General features: G+C 55.7%; 19 protein-coding genes and 1 tRNA gene. 5 read left to right on the plus strand and 15 right to left on the minus strand.

Annotation, left to right across the window (positions count from 1 at the left end; all coding sequences use genetic code 11):
- Positions 1 to 8 precede the first annotated feature (8 nt).
- Genes yidD through rpmH form a run of 3 tightly spaced genes read right to left on the minus strand, consistent with a single transcriptional unit; the run spans position 9 to position 827 of the window.
- Positions 9 to 245, minus strand: coding sequence for a membrane protein insertion efficiency factor YidD (gene yidD / locus ACR0DL_RS16540; protein ID WP_170351646.1), 237 nt, complete (start codon positions 243 to 245; stop codon positions 9 to 11).
- Positions 242 to 667 (minus strand): ribonuclease P protein component, encoded by a 426-nt coding sequence (gene rnpA / locus ACR0DL_RS16545; RefSeq protein WP_226689183.1) that lies wholly within the window; start codon positions 665 to 667, stop codon positions 242 to 244. The genes yidD and rnpA overlap by 4 nt, the downstream gene beginning before the upstream one ends.
- Positions 668 to 692: 25 nt before the next feature.
- Positions 693 to 827, minus strand: a complete 135-nt coding sequence (gene rpmH / locus ACR0DL_RS16550; RefSeq protein WP_005980833.1) for a 50S ribosomal protein L34 — start codon at positions 825 to 827, stop codon at positions 693 to 695.
- A 296-nt stretch (positions 828 to 1,123) separates the two neighbouring features.
- Between rpmH and ACR0DL_RS16555 the strand changes: the two genes are divergently transcribed.
- The 4 genes from ACR0DL_RS16555 to ACR0DL_RS16570 all read left to right on the plus strand — a co-directional run bounded on the left by ACR0DL_RS16555 (position 1,124) and on the right by ACR0DL_RS16570 (position 4,820).
- A complete protein-coding gene (locus ACR0DL_RS16555; RefSeq protein WP_480690428.1) occupies positions 1,124 to 1,855 on the plus strand; it encodes a TVP38/TMEM64 family protein in 732 nt (243 codons plus the stop codon).
- Positions 1,856 to 1,859: 4 nt separating this feature from the next.
- On the plus strand, positions 1,860 to 3,278 hold the full coding sequence (locus tag ACR0DL_RS16560) for a dihydrolipoyl dehydrogenase family protein (RefSeq protein WP_480690254.1): 1,419 nt from the start codon (positions 1,860 to 1,862) through the stop codon (positions 3,276 to 3,278).
- A gap of 15 nt (positions 3,279 to 3,293) precedes the next feature.
- Complete coding sequence (locus ACR0DL_RS16565; RefSeq protein WP_170378612.1) at positions 3,294 to 4,679, plus strand: sensor histidine kinase; 1,386 nt, start codon at positions 3,294 to 3,296, stop codon at positions 4,677 to 4,679.
- A gap of 64 nt (positions 4,680 to 4,743) precedes the next feature.
- Positions 4,744 to 4,820, plus strand: a tRNA-Arg gene (locus tag ACR0DL_RS16570).
- Positions 4,821 to 5,351: 531 nt separating this feature from the next.
- On the opposite strand, the gene ACR0DL_RS16575 is transcribed toward ACR0DL_RS16570, so the two are convergent.
- Genes ACR0DL_RS16575 through ACR0DL_RS16600 form a run of 6 tightly spaced genes read right to left on the minus strand, consistent with a single transcriptional unit; the run spans position 5,352 to position 11,016 of the window.
- A complete protein-coding gene (locus tag ACR0DL_RS16575) occupies positions 5,352 to 6,146 on the minus strand; it encodes a metallophosphoesterase (RefSeq protein WP_170359556.1) in 795 nt (264 codons plus the stop codon).
- 2 nt (positions 6,147 to 6,148) lie between these two features.
- A complete protein-coding gene (locus tag ACR0DL_RS16580) occupies positions 6,149 to 6,958 on the minus strand; it encodes a carbohydrate ABC transporter permease (RefSeq protein ID WP_170352096.1) in 810 nt (269 codons plus the stop codon).
- Positions 6,955 to 7,848: a carbohydrate ABC transporter permease gene (locus ACR0DL_RS16585; protein ID WP_117872581.1), complete on the minus strand. Its 894-nt coding sequence runs from the start codon at positions 7,846 to 7,848 to the stop codon at positions 6,955 to 6,957. Before ACR0DL_RS16585 ends, ACR0DL_RS16580 begins: the two co-directional genes overlap by 4 nt.
- 59 nt (positions 7,849 to 7,907) lie before the next feature.
- Positions 7,908 to 9,164: an ABC transporter substrate-binding protein gene (locus tag ACR0DL_RS16590; protein WP_480690257.1), complete on the minus strand. Its 1,257-nt coding sequence runs from the start codon at positions 9,162 to 9,164 to the stop codon at positions 7,908 to 7,910.
- Between the two features lie 56 nt (positions 9,165 to 9,220).
- Complete coding sequence (locus ACR0DL_RS16595) at positions 9,221 to 10,237, minus strand: ABC transporter ATP-binding protein (protein ID WP_480690259.1); 1,017 nt, start codon at positions 10,235 to 10,237, stop codon at positions 9,221 to 9,223.
- Between the two features lie 2 nt (positions 10,238 to 10,239).
- The gene (locus ACR0DL_RS16600; protein WP_170359564.1) at positions 10,240 to 11,016 is read right to left on the minus strand and encodes a DeoR/GlpR family DNA-binding transcription regulator; all 777 of its coding nucleotides are present in this window, start codon (positions 11,014 to 11,016) and stop codon (positions 10,240 to 10,242) included.
- A gap of 268 nt (positions 11,017 to 11,284) precedes the next feature.
- On the opposite strand from ACR0DL_RS16600, the gene ACR0DL_RS16605 reads away from it, so the two are divergent.
- Complete coding sequence (locus ACR0DL_RS16605; RefSeq protein WP_170359566.1) at positions 11,285 to 12,169, plus strand: HAD-IIA family hydrolase; 885 nt, start codon at positions 11,285 to 11,287, stop codon at positions 12,167 to 12,169.
- A 455-nt stretch (positions 12,170 to 12,624) separates the two neighbouring features.
- On the opposite strand, the gene ACR0DL_RS16610 is transcribed toward ACR0DL_RS16605, so the two are convergent.
- From ACR0DL_RS16610 to ACR0DL_RS16635, 6 genes are all read right to left on the minus strand, one after another.
- Positions 12,625 to 13,434 carry an NAD-dependent epimerase/dehydratase family protein gene (locus ACR0DL_RS16610; RefSeq protein ID WP_480690262.1) on the minus strand — a complete coding sequence of 270 codons (810 nt, stop codon included), beginning with the start codon at positions 13,432 to 13,434 and terminating at the stop codon, positions 12,625 to 12,627.
- Positions 13,422 to 14,324, minus strand: coding sequence for a hypothetical protein (locus ACR0DL_RS16615; protein WP_480690264.1), 903 nt, complete (start codon positions 14,322 to 14,324; stop codon positions 13,422 to 13,424). The genes ACR0DL_RS16610 and ACR0DL_RS16615 overlap by 13 nt, the downstream gene beginning before the upstream one ends.
- Positions 14,325 to 14,376: 52 nt before the next feature.
- Complete coding sequence (locus ACR0DL_RS16620) at positions 14,377 to 15,372, minus strand: substrate-binding domain-containing protein (RefSeq protein ID WP_480690266.1); 996 nt, start codon at positions 15,370 to 15,372, stop codon at positions 14,377 to 14,379.
- 56 nt (positions 15,373 to 15,428) lie between these two features.
- On the minus strand, positions 15,429 to 16,415 hold the full coding sequence (locus ACR0DL_RS16625; protein WP_217353212.1) for an ABC transporter permease: 987 nt from the start codon (positions 16,413 to 16,415) through the stop codon (positions 15,429 to 15,431).
- A 2-nt stretch (positions 16,416 to 16,417) separates the two neighbouring features.
- Positions 16,418 to 17,971 (minus strand): sugar ABC transporter ATP-binding protein, encoded by a 1,554-nt coding sequence (locus ACR0DL_RS16630; protein ID WP_480690268.1) that lies wholly within the window; start codon positions 17,969 to 17,971, stop codon positions 16,418 to 16,420.
- A gap of 147 nt (positions 17,972 to 18,118) precedes the next feature.
- On the minus strand, positions 18,119 to 18,790 hold the full coding sequence (locus tag ACR0DL_RS16635) for a GntR family transcriptional regulator (protein WP_010437239.1): 672 nt from the start codon (positions 18,788 to 18,790) through the stop codon (positions 18,119 to 18,121).
- Positions 18,791 to 18,855 lie beyond the last annotated feature (65 nt).

The raw sequence follows: 18,855 nt of genomic DNA on the forward strand, positions 1-18,855 counted from the left end.
CGTCTGCTCTAGTCTTTTGGTTTCTGCTCTGGAACCGGGTCATACCCGTCACCACCCCAAGGATGGCAGCGCCCGATCCGCCGGGCGGTCAGCCACGCGCCTTTGATGGCGCCGTGCTTTTCCAATGCTTCCAGCGCATAGGCCGAGCAAGTGGGTTGATAGCGACAATTGAAGCCAACCCAGGGGCTGAACACCAGCCGATAGGCCCGAACGGGTAGGGCAAAGATATGAGACAGCAGAGTCATTTCCGCGCGCTGTGAATTTTGCGCAGGGCATAGCGCAGATCATCCAACAAAGCTTCATACGGGCGCGCGGCAGTGACCTCGGCGCGGCCGATCAGCACGTAGTCCCAACCATTCTGACCCTGTGCGGGCAGAACCGCGCGGGCAGCTTCGCGCAGGCGCCGCTTGGCGCGGTTGCGCGCCACCGCATTCCCAACCTTCTTGGAACAGGTGAACCCGACGCGAATCCCCGTAGCTTCATCCGCAGCACGTTTGCGCGCCTGCACCATCATGGACGAGGTGCCCTGCCTGCGCGCGCGGGCGGCTTTCAGGAAATCGGATCGTTTCTTGAGAACAGTCAATGTCTCAGGCACGCAAACGGACGCCGCCGGGGGCTTGACCCTCGGCTGGTTCTTACCATCCTCAGGGGCCTCCGGCGGCGTCATGTTCATAACCTGATCGGTGAGCGGTTTATGCGCTCAGCGATTTGCGGCCGCGTGCGCGACGTGCGTTCAGGATCTTGCGGCCGGCCTTGGTGGCCATGCGCGCGCGGAAACCGTGGCGGCGTTTGCGAACCAGGTTCGAAGGCTGATAGGTGCGTTTCATCGCTCCGTCTCCAATCTATGCGGTGGGGTGCGGCGCGGATTCGCCTGGCCCTAGTGTTCGAAGCCCGTCCTCTACTGGGTAGCGGTGGGTAAGTCAAACCCCTAGGTGGGGGTTTTGACGCCTTTTGCAACAATTCTGGTACGGCGTCACGCAAAAGGTTTCAAAATAGCGGTTTTATGGCCTCAAACCCTCACATTACCCGTCATTTGCATCAACGCCGCGTGAGGTCCCTGTTGCATGGGTCCCGCGCGGCGCATGTTGGGGGCAGAATGAAACGCACCAAACCGGACAGCTTGATGAGCGAAACCACCCAGACCCCGCGCAGAGGGCTTGCGCGACACGTACCTTTGCTGGTGATTCTCGCCGTGGCTGCGGTGGGGTTCTTTACGTTGGGCGATTATCTGACGTTCGAGACGTTGCGTGACAACCGCGAAGCCCTTTTGGCGTGGCGGGATGCGAATTATTGGTCCATGGCGGGTGCATTTGTGGCGATCTACATCGTCATCGTCGCCTTTTCGCTGCCCGGCGCGGCTGTGGCGTCCATGACCGGAGGGTTTCTGTTCGGCCTTTTTGCCGGAACCGTTCTTAACGTCTTTGCAGCTACCATCGGTGCATCGGCGATCTTTCTGGCCGCGCGTTGGGGGCTGGGTGAATCCCTGACCGCACGGCTGGAGGCTTCGGAAGGCACCGTGAAAAAGCTCAAGGACGGCCTGCGCGAGAACGAAATCTCGGTGCTGTTCCTGCTGCGTCTTGTGCCGGTTGTGCCGTTTTTCGTCGCCAATCTGGTGCCGGCACTGGTGGGGGTGAAATTCCGCAACTTCTTGATCACCACAGCGCTGGGCATCATTCCGGGCGGCATCGTGTACACCTGGATCGGTGTTGGTTTGGGTGGCGTGTTTGACCGCGGTGAGACGCCGGATGCCTCGTTGCTGTGGGAACCCTTCGTAATCGGCCCCATCCTGGGCTTGTGTGTGCTGGCCGCGTTGCCGATAGTTATCAAAGCCCTGCGCGGCAAAAAGGACACCTGAACTCATGCAAGAACTGAAGACGGATATCCTGGTGATCGGGGCCGGGTCGGGTGGCTTGTCCGTTGCTGCCGGGGCAAGTCAGATGGGGGCCGACGTCATCTTGCTGGAAGGTCACAAGATGGGTGGTGACTGCCTGAATTTTGGCTGTGTACCTTCCAAGGCGCTGATCGCCAGCGGCAAGACAGCTTATGGGCAGGCCCATGCCGCAGCCATGGGTGTGGCAGACGTGATGCCGCAAGTGGATTATGCGGCTGCCAAGGATCACGTCCGTGACGTGATATCCCAGATCGAACCGATGGACAGCCAGAAACGCTTTGAAGGCTTCGGAGTCAAAGTGATACGCGAATTCGGCAGCTTTGTTTCCCCCACGCAGGTGCAGGCGGGCTATCACTTGATCACTGCGCGACGGGTGGTGATTGCCACCGGCTCGTCCCCTTTGGTGCCGCCGATCCCGGGTTTGGATCAGGTGCCATATTACACCAACGAAACCATATTCGAGCTGCGCGAAAAACCCGAGCATCTGCTGATCATTGGTGGTGGCCCTATCGGGCTTGAGATGGCACAGGCCCATATCCGTCTTGGTTGCGAGGTGACCGTAATCGAAGGCATGCAGGCGCTGGGCAAGGATGACCCTGACGCGGCGGCTGTTGTGTTGGACACTTTGCGCGCCGAAGGTGTAGCCCTGCATGAACAGGCGATGGTTGCCCAAATCAGGGACAATAACGGGCTGGTCGATGTCGTGACCGAGAATGGCGATATCTACACCGGCTCGCATCTGCTGATCGCCGCCGGGCGCAAGGCCAATACCGACCGCCTTAATCTGGAAGCCGCCGGGATCGAACCAACCCGTACCGGGATTAAGGTGGACGCCTCGCTGCGCACCACGAACCGCAAGGTCTATGCCATCGGCGACGTGGCGGGCGGGCTGCAATTCACCCATGTGGCCGGGTATCATGCCGGGATCATCATCCGCTCGGCTTTGTTTGGCCTGCCATCCAAGGCAAAAACGACACATATCCCCTGGGCCACCTATACGGACCCGGAGCTGGCGCAGGTCGGCCTGACCGAGGCGCAAGCCCGCGACCAGCATGGCGACAGGGTCGAGATCGCGCGCTTTGACTATCACCATAACGATCGCGCCATAACCGAACGCAAGACGAAAGGCTTCATTAAGGTCATGGTCGTAAAAGGCCGTCCCGTGGGCGCCACAATCGTGGGTCATCAGGCGGGCGAATTGATCAACTTGTGGTCGCTGGCGCTCGCCAATAATCTGAAGATGGGGCAGATCGCTGCGATGATTTCGCCCTATCCGACGATCGGAGAGCTTAACAAACGCGTGGCAGGTGCCTATTTCACGCCAAGGCTGTTTGAGAATCAAATGGTTAAACGAGTGGTCGGGTTCGTCCAACGCTGGATACCCTAACCGGAAAAGGAGCGTATAGTGAACTCGCTGTCGGGCCGATTTCTGATCCTGACGACGGTCTTCGTAATGTTGGCCGAGATTTTGATTTTTGTCCCCTCGATTGCCCGGTTTCGCGAAGACTTCCTGTTGAACCGGTTAGAGCGCGCGCAGATCGCTTCGCTGGCCTTGTTGGCCGATGACATGCTGGCCGAGGATCTTGAGGCCGAATTGTTGGTAAACGCGGGCGTGTATAATGTGGTGCTGCGGCGCGATGAAATTCGACAGCTGATGCTGTCCTCGCCCATTCCCGAACAGATCGCCAATACCTATGATCTGCGCGATGCCGGTCCGTGGATATTAATCCGGGACGCCATGTCGCGCCTGTTCACACCTGAAAACGAAGTCATTCGCGTGATTGGTGAGCCGGTCAAAGATGCAGGTCTTCTGATCGAGGTCACGACAGACAGCAAGCCTCTGCGGATGGCGATGACCGATTATGGCCTGCGTATTCTGGGCCTGTCCTTTGTCATTTCAATTATCACCGCGTTTTTCCTGTTCCTTGCCGTGCGCGTTGTTCTGGTGAAGCCGATCAAGGGCGTCGTGGGGTATATGCAGCGCTATGCAAGCGCCCCCGAAGATGCCCGTGGGATCATCTCGCCCAATTCCAAAGTGACTGAGTTGCGCGAAGCTGAAGAGGCGCTGCAGCAGTTACAGACCGAACTGACGCAAGCTTTGAAACAGCGCGAACGACTGGCGCAGCTGGGTGGTGCTGTGGCTAAGGTCAGCCATGACCTGCGTAACATCCTGACGTCGGCGCAGCTGTTCACTGATCGGATCGAGGCCAGCGATGATCCGCTGGTGCGGCGCATGGCGCCGAAGCTGGTCAACTCGATCACGCGGGCTGTGTCATTGTGTGAAAACACGCTGGCGTTTGGTCGGGCGGAAGAGCCGGCACCGACATTGACAATGGTGCCTTTGCGCGACGTGGCCGAGGATGTTGTGGCAAGTGAAAAGCTCGCCATTGCTGATGCCTGTGTCGAGATTGTGAACGAGGTTCCGAAAGACCTCGTGGCGCGCGCAGATCCCGAACAGATTTTCCGCGTGATGATGAACCTGGTGCGCAACGCGCGTCAGGCGTTGGTGGCGTCCGGAAAGCCGGGCCGAATCACGATTGCCGGCTGCGTACACGACAATGACTGGTGCGTAGAGATCAGGGATAACGGCCCTGGTTTACCCCCGCGAGCGCGCGAAAACCTGTTCACTCCGTTTCAAGGTGGGGTGCGTAAAGGAGGCTCGGGCCTTGGGCTTGCCATCTCGCAAGAATTGGTGCGTGGACATGGTGGCGACTTGGTTCTGACCCAGACCGGACCGGAGGGAACCACCTTTGAAATCAGGCTGCCGCAGGGCGACGTGACTTTTTAAAAGTTTTTTGAAGAATCGGCTTGCACGTCCTCTGACGTGGGTCTACATACCGCCTCACCAACGCGGACCGATAGCTCAGCTGGATAGAGTACTTGACTACGAATCAAGGGGTCGGGGGTTCGAATCCTCCTCGGTCCGCCACTGGTTTCCTGTTGTACGTCAGACGAATTTGACCTTTGCGTCATAAACTGACCCAACACCCCCCTTTTTGTGATCCCATAGATTGTTTCGTTTGATCTGACTTCCCCTCCGGAAAATCAGGGCTGATTTGCAGATCAGACGGCGAAGCCGCCTGTTCCTGCTGATCTGCCACGTGGCGAACGCGGGAGGGGGCGAGGCAATGCTTTTCGACAGGGGTGGTGCGGCCCGCAGGCGCAGCCGAGGACACGGCCCTGTCTAATAGGTTTGCCCGAGGGGGAGGGTAGCGCCCTCACCCTGACGGCCAGGGGCGTTTGGCTTGCCCAAATCCCACTGGCCCACAAAAAGTCGATGGCCGATAGCGTCACCACAACTAGTAAGTACGGCCTATAAGAGACATTGGACGTGCATTTGTATTGCTGTAGTCGTAGCCCGCTTACCGGACATTCGCCGCGAGTGCGAAATTTGACACAGGTCGAACTCACAGATCGCGGGACAAACTTGCCGTTCGCTTCCTGAGCCACGAGGTCCGCTTTAGAATGAATACGGTCCCTCGGTAGCGTCTAGCGAAACAGCGCTCCATATACCGCTCTTTCCGGTCTCGAGAACTGCGCAACCCGTAGGTCCAGAAAAAAACCCAACCGGAGCCACCGGGCGTCGGTCCAGTGCAAAACCGCTGCAAAGGCCCGGCGCTGTCATGGCAACGTGACCGCCAACGCGACCAATGTGAACGCCGTGGACATGCCCTGCCAACACCGTGATATCTCCGGAGTGCACTGCAAGGATTTCTGCCAGATCGGAATGGTTCTCCAATCCGATAACATCCATGAAGTCAATTCCGGTGCCAAATGGCGGATGATGCAACATAACGACAACCGGCCCGTCAGACCCAAAAAGCTCCCGCTCCAAAAAATTAAGACTTTCCACGCGCAGCCTGCCACCGCCCTGTCCTTCAACCAGCGTGTCAAGCCCGATGACACGGGTATCGCCCACCGTGTCCGCCCAATCAATAAGCCCGTCCACCGGCATGATGTCCAAACCTGAAAAGGCCTTTTGCATTGGCTTGCGCGCATCATGATTTCCAGGAACAACATAAATCGGCAATTCAAACCGCTCCAGTTGTGCGCGTGCGAAATCGTAACTGTCCGGGCTGCCATCTTCGCTGACGTCACCAGTGACTAGAACCGCGTCGAGCGGGCCAAGAGCTTCGCCTCTTTCGATCAATCGGTCGATGACCCCAATCAGGATCGCGCGGGTATCAAGCACGCCTGAACACAAATCGCCGCGCGATACCGCGTGCAAGTCACTTAGATGAAGAAATGTCGCCACGACTATTTGATCCCCGCGCGCAGGAAGGCTTGAACGAATTGACGCTGGAACACGAGGAACGCGATCAACAAGGGTGCAACGGACATCATCGTTGCCGCCGAAATGACGCTTATATCCACACCATTTTCCGGTGCGCCAAAGATCGACAGGCCGACCGTCAGCGGTCGTGTGTCGGGCGAGTTGGTCACGATGAGCGGCCAGAGGAAGTTGTTCCAGTGGGTCGATACCGACACCAACGCATAAGCAAGATATGTCGGGCGCGCCAAGGGCACATAGACTCGCCAAAGAATTCCGAACCAGCCGCAGCCTTCGACGCGCGCTGCCTCATGCAGTTCTATAGGAACGCCCTTAAACGCCTGCCGCATTAGGAAAATGCCAAAGGCAGAGGCCATATAGGGCATTCCGACGCCAAGAATGGTGTCAAACAATCCGAGGCGCGACACCATTGCATAGTTTTCCACAATTAACACTTCGGGCAGGATGAAAAGTTGCATCAGCACGAGGATGAACACGAAATCCCGACCCGGAAACTGGACCTGGGCAAAGGCAAATCCTGCAAGCGTCGTGACAAAGAACTGACCAATCAGGATCACCGTTACTAATAGGAAGGTGTTTAGGAAATAGCGCAGCCATGGCGCGCCTTCCCAAGCGGTGCGGAAATTGTCGAGTGTCCATGGCGAAGTGATGTTAAAGTTGACCGCGTCAGAGGTGCTGTGGAAAGCCGCCCAAAAGGCAAAGACCAGCGGGGAAATCCAGATCACGGCCAACAACAGTGCACCAAAGGATTCGATATGCCTGGAAAATCCGCTCATTGGTAATGGGTCCGTTTGTCGAGAATGGTGAATTTGACGCCTGCAACCACGCCGAGCACGACAAGCACCAGGATGGTCATTGCCGCTGCGTGGGGCGCATCAAAGAAGGCAAAGGCCATTTCCCAGATGTAATAAAGGATAAGCTTGGAGGCGTCGTTGGGTCCGCCTTTGGTCAGGATGAACAAATGATCGATCAATTTCACAGAGTTGATCAGCGCATTGACCATGATAAATAGCGTCGTCGGCATCAACAACGGCAGCACGATCCTGCGTGTATAGGTCCAGCGGCTGGCGCCTTCAATGTCGGCAGCTTCCTTGAGGTCCTCAGGGATCGTCTGTAAGGCCGCCAGATAGAAGATCATGAAAAACCCTGCCTCTTTCCAGATCGTCACGATAATTACAGCCCACAGCGCAGTTTCAGGCTGTCCCAGCCAGTTGATTGAGGGAAGGCCAAACAGACCGCCGATCTGGTCGAGCACACCCAATCCGGGAGTATAAAAAAACAGCCAAAGGTTAGCCGCTGCGATCATTGGCAGGACCGTAGGCGTGAAATAGGCGGTGCGTACAAACCCGCGCGCCGGGATCTTGGAGTTCGCCCAAAGCGCCATCGAAAGCGCAATTGCAATAGAAATAGGGATGGTCGCGCCCGCATAGATCAAGTTGTTCACGACAACTTTCCAAAAGGTTGGATCGGCAAACAGGTCGGCATAGTTCTCGCCGCCGACAAATTCGCTGGGGCGTCTTCTGGTTTCTCGGCTGAACAAGCTCGACCACAAGGTCGCAAGCGAAGGATAAAACGCAAAGGTCGTCAGCAGAATTGCCGCTGGAGACAACAGTATCCAACCGTAGATGGCCTGTCGACGACGCTCGATGTTCACATGCTCTGCCATATAGCGACCCTCAAGGTTGGGTGCGTCGGGCATCCCTGCCCGACGCCAGGGAGTTGAGGTTACTGATAATCACGCAGCAGGCGCACAGCCGATGTCTGGGCTTCCCCTAGCGCATCTTCAGCCGATTTTGTGCCGGTCAAAGCCGCCTGAATTGCGTTGTTCAGACCCTCACGCACGCGTGCGGTTTCAAAGGTCGAGAACTCGGCAACAGCGTTTTCCAGCTGATTTCGGGCAACGAGAGCGGGTGGGAACTCTTCTGTATAGGATTTAAGCGCCTCGGTTTCATACGCTGCCGGAGACACGCCCATATAGCCAGTCGCGATAGACCACGCTGCCGCTTGCTCGGGCGAGGTCATGAATTCGATCAGCTTCATGGCCGCCGCGCGCTCTTCCTCCGATGTCTCCTTGAAAACATAGAAGTTGCCGCCGCCGGTAGGCGAACCCAGTCGCACATTGGCCGGAAGCTCGGCGACGCCAAAGTCAAAACTGGCGTTGTTCTTCACAGCCGTAAGGTTACCGGTCGAATGCCACATCATCGAGGTCTGACCTTCGAGGAACGCCTGCCGCAGGGTACCCCATTCAACGGTGCCAGTGGGCATGATGCCATGCTCCTGCGACAGCGACTGCCAGAATTCCAACGTATCGACAACGGTTTCGTCATCGAAATAGGTGGTCAGGCCGTCATCGGACATCACCTCCTTGCCGTTCTGGATCGCCAACGCCTGGAACATCCAATAGGGATAGCCTGTCGATGGGATCATCAGGCCATAGGTGTCGTCGTTGGTCAGTGCCTTGCCCATGCTGATCAGCTCGTCCCAGGTCTTGGGCGGTGCCTCAGGGTCAAGACCCGCCTCACGAAACTGGTCCTTGTTGTAATAGGCAACGATAGTTGAACGCTGGAACGGAATGCCCCAAGTTTTGCCCTCGATCAGGCCATTGGCCATCAACGCCGGATAAAAGCTGTCTAGCCAGTCCGGGTTAACCCCGTCGATATCTTCGTAGGCCACGATCAGATCCTGCTCGATCAGATCATAGGCATCGATTGAGAACATCACAGCCAACTGAGCCGGTTCACCCGATGCAAGTGCGGACAAGGCACGCACACGCGTGTCGTCATAGTTGCCTGAATAGATCGCGTTGACCTTGATGTCAGGGTTGGCAGCTTCAAAATCGGCAACGATGCCATCTACTACCTCGGTCAGCGCGCCGCCAACCGCGATAGGATAATACATGGTTAGTTCCGTCTCTGCCGCCGCGGCTGAAGCCAGCGCGGTGGCCGAGACGGCAGCCAAACTTATCTTTCTAATAACGTTCATTTTTTCCTCCCAGTGATGACAGTTATTCTTGTCTTTCCAAAGTTCAGTTGCTTGACCTACCCGGCCAGTCGCTTGCCCATGTCGTCAAAGAAATGCAGGTCTTCATCGGAAAAGCTGATCTCCAGATATTCTCCTGCCGGAATATGTTTCAGTCCGGGCATGGACACGGTCAGACCATTGGCAGCAGGATGTGACAGGCCAATGAATGTCTCGGACCCCAGGAATTCGCACTCCGATACTTTACAAGTCAGCCTGCCCTTGCCCGATTCCACCACCTTCACCGCTTCGGCGCGAAGGCCAATTGTCGTGGCGCGCTCAAATCCCGGCACGCCTTCAGACTTGATCAGCGCCATTGGCGGGGCACCGACAAACTCGGCGACAAAGGTGTTAGCAGGCTTGTAGTAAAGCTCTTCCGGTGAACCTGTCTGCTGGATATGGCCGTCTTTCATCAGCACGACCATGTCGGCCATGCTCATCGCTTCAGTTTGGTCATGCGTGACGTAAACCACGGTGATGCCCAAATCGACCTGAAGTTTTTTGATGTCCTTGCGCACCGAGGCGCGCAGCTTGGCATCAAGGTTCGAAAGCGGCTCATCCATCAGGCACAGCGGCTGGTTTGCCACGATCGCACGGGCAAGCGCCACACGCTGGCGCTGACCCCCCGACAATTCCCCCGGCTTACGCTGCTCATAGCCCAGCAAGCCAGTGATCTCGAGTGCCCGGGTCAGTTTCTCGCGCCGATCCGCCGCGCCGACTTTTCGCACCTTGAGGCCAAAGACGACATTTTCTGCAACACTCAGATGCGGGAACAAAGCATAAGACTGGAACACCATCGACAGATTGCGTTCTGCAGGGGCAGAAGTTGTGATGTCACGCCCGTCAATGACGATCCGTCCCTCATCCGGCAATTCTAGCCCCGACAGCAATCTCAGCGTCGTTGACTTGCCGCAGCCCGAAGGGCCGAGCAGCGCTACGAACGAACCACGCGGGATCGAAAGATTGATATTCTCGACGCCAAGCTGCCCATTCCAGCGCTTGGCAATATTGTCGACGTGAACAAACGGTTCGGCCATATTCAGCGCTCTCCTTGTGAGTAAGTAATGGCCTCGCCCAAACTGTCTGCGAGATCGGAAAATTCAGGGGCCGGAGGGCGGTCGCACACGACAACGTCGACATCTGAGATGTTGCCGCCCAATGCCGGCGCAATGCGACCAAATTTACTGCTGTCTATTACGAGAATCGATTTGGCCGCGTGCTGCTGCATTTTCATTCTCACCCGAACCTCCGCTGGATGAAATTCCAACAACCCCCCATCATGCGTCACACCGGCGACGCCAAATATTGCGAACTCGGCACGAAACCTGTCAAAGAAATCGGTTGCTTCTTCGCCGATAAAATCACGATCAGGCAGGCGCAGCTCGCCTCCCGGCAAAAGGATACGGTTTGAGATTTCATTACTCAGTGCCATCGCGGCACTCAGGTTGTTCGTGATGACCGTTAACTCCTGGTGGCCGGACAGCGCCTTGGCCACTTCGAGCGGAGTCGATCCGATTGAAAGGAACACGTTTGCCCCGTTGGGGATCATGCTCGCAACAAGTTCGGAAACCGACCGTTTGCCACGTAAGTTCGTTCCGGCTCTCTGATCAAACGGGGTATTCAAACGGCTTTCAGCCAGCTCGATCCGCCCGTGCGCGCGCCGCAGGTTTTCACCGTCGCACAAAATGTCCAGATCACGGCGGATGGTTTGCGTCGAGACCCCTAGCATTTCCGCTAAGGCCCCCACACTGATACCGCCACGCTCTTGCACGACCTGCTGGATTAAATCCCTCCGCCTGATCTTCTTTGACGCCATTTATCCCCCTCAAGTTGCCAAAACCATATCACCAAAAAACAACAAAACAACATTTTTCAACCAAAGCCACACAAGTCTCTGAAGGGTGTTTTGGCTGTCAGCGCCGAAAAGATAAAATTTATCAATGCTCTGATCGCGAAAATTCGAGGCTCCCCAACAACGATTTACTAAAAATGTTGTTTTTTCTTCCAATTTATTTTGTTGATGTTACATTCTGGATTGCGTCAAACCTGTCGGCGGCGCGCCATCGAAAAGGACATTTGGACACATGCTTGACGCCAACTCGATATTTTCGCGTTATCAGTCCATTCGTCCCAGACTCCCAAAAGCAACATTCAACGCGGCCACTCTGGATATTGAGTCACTTCTGGATGTTGGCAACGAAGTAGACGCCTTTGTTTTTGATGCTTTTGGCGTTCTAAATGTTGGGGAAACTCCGATTCCCGGCGCAGCAGCTCGTTTGACAGAGCTCAGGGAGGGCGGACACCAGATTCGCATTCTTTCCAATGCTGCCAGCTATAATCACCAGGGCGCGACTGCCAAATTTCAAAAGCTCGGAATGCAGGTTGATGCAGATGAGATTGTAACCAGCCGCGACGCAGCCTTGACTAACTTGAGCGACGGTCTTTGGGGCTGCATCGCCTCGCCGTCTGACGACCTGACGGACATCTTATCCGAGACGATCAGGCTTGAGGCAAATCAGGCAGATTTTGACCGGGCTGACGGTTTCTTGTTTCTCTCGACCGAAATCTGGCAACAATCTCAACAATCCATGCTTTGCGACAGCTTGTTAGCCAACCCGCGCCCAGTGGTGATCGCAAATGCTGATCTGGCAGCGCCACGAGACTTCGGGTTCTCATTGGAGCCTGGTCACTACGGGCATTTGCTGGCAGATGAGGGCCTTCAAGACATCAGATTCTTTGGCAAGCCATTTCCGGAAGTATTTGAAATGGTCGAAGCCACGCTTCCAGGAATTCCGCCCGAACGCATCGCGATGTGCGGTGACACTCTTCACACAGATATCCTCGGTGCAGCAGCACGTGGCTGGCGTACAGTCCTTGTCGCGCAAGATGGAGTGTTTTCGGGGCTGGATACTCGCACTTTTTGCGAGCAATCCAGCTTGACACCGAGCTGGCGCCTACTTCGCATATAGAATCCATCGTGATGCTCCCACTTTTGGCGAATTGTCAGACCGAAAACTAGCCTTGGTTCGAACGGTGACTAAGAGCCTATTCTCACGATTTCGCAAAGTTCGTTTCCTACGCTTCGCTGGCATCTATGCCTGGCGCAGCATCGTTCACTTCGGGCTCGAAACAGACGTTCTCCGCGCGCAGGATCAATGACTGCTGTCCGACAGATTGAAGTGATGGTTCGTTTTGTCCGCAGAGGAGCTCACCACTCACCCGGAGATCGCTTCACATAACACCCGTTTAGCGACGTTTGCGGTTTGTTATCGAAGTATCACACATCAATGGTTGCCAAATCTGGCGCTCGTTATGTCGCTCTCCGTCTACCGCGAAGCGGACAAAGATGACCTTTTCAGCGCTTACTTCGGTGCGAGGTTTCGGAAACTGAATACGAGACGCAACAATGTCCGGGCCTTATACTCTACCAATCTGGAAAACGTGTCGTGAAATAACTAGAGAGCCGGACTGTAAACAGCCGCTGCAGCATGGATCTCAAGGAAATGCCCAATGTTATTTTCGCGGGGTTTCCATCCTTTGGAGAATAGCCAATCGCTTGTCGTGTTTCGGTGATATCCCAGCGCATCCCCGGGTTATCTGACATTAGGTTTAGGGCTGCGAAGGAAATATCCTTGGCATCTATTGCGGCGCGCATTCCGCTTAGAAAATCCCGATCACTCAACCACATTTCCTGACCCCACCGGCCCATCGCCATGTGTGTGCCGGGTTGGTTGCCGTGAGTCCATTGCGTCCAGCCGATGCGCAAGCAGATGACCGACAGTCCGTGATGCTCGGCGAAATAGGCCCCTGTCCGTTCACAGAATAGCTTTGACATTCCGTAGGCGTTTACTGGCCCTGGTGGTGTCGTGCTGTTGAGCACCTCTTGCGTGAACCTTTTGTCGCCGTGAACCCAGTTGGAGCTGGCAAGAACCACGCGGCTGACGCCTATGGCTGCCGCATGGTGATAGAGAGAAAGCGTTGCATCCATATTGTGTTTGATCGCGGAGGCCCAGGTGGCGGAGGGCTCTCGGTCTCCGGCAAGATGCACGATAACGTCCACTCCCTTTAGCAAACTGACCCAACTGCTGTCGTCGGACAGGTCTGCTGTGTGAATGTCGGGATGATCAACGGGACGGATGTCGATGCCAGAGACGGTGTAATCGGGGTCGCTTTCTAGCGCGTTGAAGAGTTTGCGGCCGAGATGCCCACCAGCGCCTGTAATCAAGACATGCATGACAGGAACTCCTTGTTGTTTGTGAGTCCCAACGGCATTTGGGCTGCATCTTCATCCGTCAAGACGCGGAACGTTTGCCGAAAACTCAGCGTTTCATTCGGCGCGAGGTTGCGTGCCGGGGAGTGCCACTCCGTTTCGCAATAGGCGTAATCGCCCGAGTTAAAGACCTCAAACGGATAGTCGTGTGCAAATTGATCGCCCTTTTGAGGTTCTGGTACCGAGCACATTAGCAACGGGGCATAAGCGCCGCACCGCATCAGTGTACGACCGTTGGGGTTCGGTAACCCGACTTTGAATTCCTGCTGTCTGTTGCAATCCACGACAATGCCATTGCCGTGCGTAGCAATCATCCCTTCGGCAGAGCCAAAAACAGGATAAAATGCAGGGTCTTCCAATTCGACACCGACCTTGGTGGGGGTGTTAAGCATCATGACTGACCAAATGCCGGTCAGGCGCGACGAGGTCCCATGGTTAACCACGATGTGTTCTATTTCCCAGCTTTCCGCCGAGGTCAGCGTGATGCGGCGCGACACTGACAAGTGCGAGGTCGGGCACATTGCGCTGGTCATGTCGATCCGAGTGCTGCTTCTTGAAGTGATCTGGTAAGCGCCGCTATCCAACACGGGAAACGGAGCGCCGTTTACCCAGGATGCATCCGGGGCGATCCAAGTCTTCTCGCCGCCCCAGAGCGGAAAACCAAATTGTGGCGAGCGTGTGGGCAGATCAGTAAGCCGTGTGTCATCGACCTCCAACCCGTCGAGATCTGCGTTTTGAAACAGGAGGGAGCGCCCTTGGAAGTTCACATCCCATAAACGGCCCCCGATGCCGGGCAGGAGTGTCAGTTGCAGATCGTTTTGCTGCAGGTGAAGAACGCTCCATCTGTCCGACATGTACCCCCTCCTATCGGGTTCCCGGCGCGATCGAATGCGCCGGGACAATCGCTTAGGTGTGTTTGAACTGGACGACGTTTTCGGCCGTAATCGGCATAACCCCGGTCTCAACGCGCTCCGGCAAAGGGTTGATGCCAGCCGCCTTCCAATCGGGCAAGACCTTCAGCGCGTCTGTGTTCTGCCAATGCATCATGTGGAAGGCTAGAAAGATCTCAAGATAGGATTTCTGAGCCACAGCGCCGTGAATTGTGCCGTCTTCGATATAGGGAAGCATATCATCATTTCGGTCCATCGCGACGATCTTGATGTCCTTGCGTCCCGCCTCATTGACGGCAATTGCAGCGCCTTTGCCGCTGTCGCCGTCCGTGCCGCCAATTCCAACAATATCCGGGTTCGCCTGAATTGCCTGAAGGTAGGCTGTCGGCGCATAGGACGGGTCGGCCTTATCGTTGACGACGTCGACCACTTCGATATCCGGGTATTTCTCAGCAAAGATTTGTTTGTACCCCTCGACCCGCTCCAATGTGGAGGGGGCAGGGAAAGTGCCGAGGATAACCTTGCCTTTCCCGCCAATCGCTTGCGCGAGCATTTCGCCGCCAACACGTCCTGCCTGAACGCCGTTGATACCAAGGAAGGTGGATCGGGGACTGTCGGGAATATCGCCAATACAACATGTGACTGGAATGCCAGCCTCGACCGCACGTTCGACGCCAGGGGCCAGAGTGGCTGGATCACCGGGGAAGATAAGGATGCCCGCGGGACGTCTTGCGATCAGTTCATCCAGTTGGCGTGCTTGTGCGGCCGTGTCGAAATCCAACGGGCCCGTGAATGTGGCCTTGATGCCCATCAGTTCCTCAAGGTCTTCCATCGCATTTCGATAGTCCACCCAGAACGGCACCTGCGTGACGATGGACAGGAAAACATACTCCTTGTCGGCCGCTTGTGCCATGGCTTCTTTGGACAGCATGGGCAGTCCGAACGCTGCGGCCAGTCCAGCGGTGGTGCCCGCTGTCAGCAGCCTGCGCCGATTCACATTCAATTCAGTCATCGTAGTCTCCCTGTTTTGGATCTTTGGTTGTTGTTGAGTTTTGGAAAGCTTGCGGATTAGCCCCGTTTGCTTCGGATCAGCATGTCCAAGGCGACCGCTGTAACGAGCACACCGCCGATGACGATCATCTGCCAGTAGATCGATACAGCCAGCATCGTCATAGTGTTGTTGATCAACGCAACGAAAACGACGCCGAGGAAAGCACCAAGAATAGTACCTTCGCCGCCGCGTAGAGATGCGCCACCGATAACAGCCGCTGCCAGAACCTGAAGTTCGATGCCGTTTCCTGCCGTGGGCGTGCCGCTCATCAGGCGGGAGGCCAGCAATACACCCGCCAATGCAGCCAGAATACCGGTCAGTGCATACAGAATGATACGCACGCGTGTGACATGGATGCCTGACAACATCGCGGCCTTTTCATTGGCGCCGATGAAATAGACCTGACGGAAAAAGCGTGTATGGCGGACGGCCAGGTCAAACAGGACGACGAGCAGAACGGTGAACAAGACGATTACCGGAAAGCCGCCTATGTCAGCTTTGCCGATCCAGGCAAATGATGCCGGCAGGCTTGAGACAGAAAAACCTTCGGTCAGAACAAGAGCGATGCCTCGCGCGATCGACATCGTGCCGAGGGTCGCGATAAGCGGATTGATCCCGAGGCCGGTCACCAGCAAACCGTTTACTACCCCGACAATTCCACCCAACACTAATCCGCATACCACAGCGAGCGGAATTGGCATGCCAGTCAAAAGCAGCATGGCTACGACGGTAGAAGACAAAGCCATAACCGATCCAACGGAAAGATCGAACCCGCCGGATGCAAGTAGGATCGCCATACCGATCACGATAATCGCGGTGGGGGCCATGCCCACGGCCACGGCTCGAAAGTTCGAGAAGCTGAGGAAATAGGGATTAACGTTGGACATCACGATGATGATGGCGGCGATCAGAACGATCAGAGTCAGTTCACGAATATCGACAAAAGCTTGCAAAACACGGCGCAGCAGCGGACGCTTCATGGGCAAGTTGGCTTGAGCGGTCATGGTCACGTCGCGACTCCTGATTGATTGGTTTGGGGTGCGTCCACAATTGGAACGGAATTTCCGGCGGCCATTTGAAGAAGCGTGGTTTCGGTTGCCTCAGCGGCTGCGATGTCTCCCATGAGGCGACCGTCGTGGACGACAAGGATGCGGGTTGAAAGAGAAACAAGTTCGGGAAAATCGGATGACACGACGAGGATGGCCATTCCCTCGGCTGCTCGACGCAAAAGTTCCGTGTGGATTTGGAATTTGGCTCCGACATCGACTCCTTTTGTGGGCTCCTCGATGATCAGAAGAGCTGGCGCGCGTTTGAGCCACTTGGCCAACATGATCTTTTGTTGATTGCCCCCTGAGAGATCACCAACAAGTTCGTTAATCCCGCTGGTTTTGACACTGAAGGCGTCAATGGCTGCTTGGCTGGCTGCTTTGATCGAGCCCGAACGCATGAGCCCAGCAGACGTATGATCGGAAAGACTAGCCGCGATCAGGTTGTCGCTGAGTGATTGCTCCAGAAAGAGGCCTTCAGTCTTGCGTTCCTCGGGAACAAACCCAACTCCAGCACGCATCGCCTGCCGCAAGGACGCAAAGTTAACAGGCTTGCCGTGAAGTCTGATCTCCCCGGTCGCGCCATACATCAGCCCGACAATCGATCGAACAATCTCGCTGCGGCGAGCGCCCATCAACCCTGCCATCCCTACAATCTCTCCGGCTTTAATGGAGAAAGAAACGTCTTCGAATTCACCTAGATGGGTTAGGTCTTGGACATGCAAAACCTCTTCGCCGTTAACCTTACCTGACCGCGTGACATCACCGGGGTGAGCGCCGCCGATCATCTCGGCAATGACTTGTTCCTGAGAAGTTTCCGAAACCGGTAAAGTGCTGATGTGGCGCCCATCTCGCAAAACGGTAATGCGATCCGAGATCTGGAAAATCTCGGCCATATGGTGGCTGACATAGACGATGCCAATCCCTTTCTTTGTCAGGGACTTTAGGACTTCGAATAGTGCGTCTACTTCGTCGGGTGCCAATGCCGATGTCGGTTCATCCAGCAAAAGGACGCGGGAATTCAACGACAGCGCCTTGGCGATTTCAACAATCTGGCGGGAGCTGATCGGTAAGTTTTCTACGGGTATTGAGACGTCGATATCCAGACCGAATTCCGCCAGTAACGCCTCCGCACGGCGGCGCAGTTCAGGCCAGTCAACTACGCCAAACCGGCTGGGCACGCGGCCCGCGTAGATGTTTTCCGCAACAGAGAGCGCGCCAGCGAGGCTGAGCTCTTGGAAAACACAGCCGATGCCCAGGGATTGCGCATGCGACGGGCTTTCGACCCGCTGTTCCTTGCCGTCGCACAGGATACGCCCAGCAGAAGGTTGGTGAAGTCCATAAAACAGGCCGAGACAGGTGGATTTTCCGGCGCCGTTTTCCCCGCATAGCGCGTGAACTTCGCCAGGTCTCAATTCAAAGTCGACGCCATCCAAAACAATGTTCGTGCCGAAGCTTTTGCCAACCCGATCCAGTTGGATCAGTGGCTGTAGCCCCGGTGAGTCAGGTTTCATTGCTGGCGTCATATAAGCTTCCTCCCGCTTTCTGATTGGCATCTGATATCTCAGATGTCAACGGAAAAAGAAAAGACAGTGAGGTGCCCAAAAGAAAGGGGCGGCGCCGTTCTGGCCCGCCCCCGTCACAACGAAGCTACGTTTTTGCTAGGATGCGGTCGCTCCTTCGAGGACGATGGCGGCGCTTTTGTAGGCTTGTCTGGTGCGGTCAATATGCGCTGTGAGAAGAGATTTGATTTTGGCCATGTCACCTTCGCGAACGGCAATAGCGATTTTAGAATGCTCGTCGAAGGAGAGCTCAGTATGCTGTGGCAGCTTCGCCAAATGGGTTCGCAATGCGGCAATCTTACCGATGTAGCGTGTATAGCTGGCCGTCAGATAATCGTTACCGGCATGTTCAAAAATCAACTGATGAAATGTGGTATCCAGTGAAAGGTAGCCCTTTTCATTACCTCGCCTGCGTTCCTTCTCCATGTCCTTCACGACACGCTGCATGTCGTCGGCAAGACCTTCCGGGTTCCGCAACAACGCAAGTTCAAAGGCGGCAGTTTCGATAGCCTGTCTGAAATCGCAGATCTGAGTCACTTCCGGCTCAGACAGCGAAAAAACGCGTGCACCTTTTTGAGGCTCGATACTGACCAACCCTTCGTCACGTAGTTGAGCGAGTGCTTCGCGGACTGGCGATTTCGATACGCCCAGCTCTTCGGAGATTTTTCGCTCCGACAAAACCTGACCCATTTTCAGGGAGCCATCGATAATACTATTCCGCAAATGTTCCAGTGCGAGTTCACGCAAAGACTTGGGTCTCTCAAGCGCCATCTGAGGATATCTCCAAAAAAAGGTGTTGCCAGATGCAAGATATCTGATACACCAGATTAGGCAAG

This window comes from Ruegeria sp. BB5 (genome assembly GCF_056539405.1).

Bases quoted from the DNA above. Each gene is read 5' to 3' on its own strand.
- yidD (WP_170351646.1), bottom strand. From the start codon at position 245: ATGACTCTGCTGTCTCATATCTTTGCCCTACCCGTTCGGGCCTATCGG.
- rnpA (WP_226689183.1), bottom strand. From the start codon at position 667: ATGACGCCGCCGGAGGCCCCTGAGGATGGTAAGAACCAGCCGAGGGTC.
- rpmH (WP_005980833.1), bottom strand. From the start codon at position 827: ATGAAACGCACCTATCAGCCTTCGAACCTGGTTCGCAAACGCCGCCAC.
- ACR0DL_RS16555 (WP_480690428.1), top strand. From the start codon at position 1,124: ATGAGCGAAACCACCCAGACCCCGCGCAGAGGGCTTGCGCGACACGTA.
- ACR0DL_RS16560 (WP_480690254.1), top strand. From the start codon at position 1,860: ATGCAAGAACTGAAGACGGATATCCTGGTGATCGGGGCCGGGTCGGGT.
- ACR0DL_RS16580 (WP_170352096.1), bottom strand. From the start codon at position 6,958: ATGAGCGGATTTTCCAGGCATATCGAATCCTTTGGTGCACTGTTGTTG.
- ACR0DL_RS16585 (WP_117872581.1), bottom strand. From the start codon at position 7,848: ATGGCAGAGCATGTGAACATCGAGCGTCGTCGACAGGCCATCTACGGT.
- ACR0DL_RS16590 (WP_480690257.1), bottom strand. From the start codon at position 9,164: ATGAACGTTATTAGAAAGATAAGTTTGGCTGCCGTCTCGGCCACCGCG.
- ACR0DL_RS16595 (WP_480690259.1), bottom strand. From the start codon at position 10,237: ATGGCCGAACCGTTTGTTCACGTCGACAATATTGCCAAGCGCTGGAAT.
- ACR0DL_RS16600 (WP_170359564.1), bottom strand. From the start codon at position 11,016: ATGGCGTCAAAGAAGATCAGGCGGAGGGATTTAATCCAGCAGGTCGTG.
- ACR0DL_RS16605 (WP_170359566.1), top strand. From the start codon at position 11,285: ATGCTTGACGCCAACTCGATATTTTCGCGTTATCAGTCCATTCGTCCC.
- ACR0DL_RS16610 (WP_480690262.1), bottom strand. From the start codon at position 13,434: ATGCATGTCTTGATTACAGGCGCTGGTGGGCATCTCGGCCGCAAACTC.
- ACR0DL_RS16615 (WP_480690264.1), bottom strand. From the start codon at position 14,324: ATGTCGGACAGATGGAGCGTTCTTCACCTGCAGCAAAACGATCTGCAA.
- ACR0DL_RS16620 (WP_480690266.1), bottom strand. From the start codon at position 15,372: ATGACTGAATTGAATGTGAATCGGCGCAGGCTGCTGACAGCGGGCACC.
- ACR0DL_RS16625 (WP_217353212.1), bottom strand. From the start codon at position 16,415: ATGACCGCTCAAGCCAACTTGCCCATGAAGCGTCCGCTGCTGCGCCGT.
- ACR0DL_RS16630 (WP_480690268.1), bottom strand. From the start codon at position 17,971: ATGAAACCTGACTCACCGGGGCTACAGCCACTGATCCAACTGGATCGG.
- ACR0DL_RS16635 (WP_010437239.1), bottom strand. From the start codon at position 18,790: ATGGCGCTTGAGAGACCCAAGTCTTTGCGTGAACTCGCACTGGAACAT.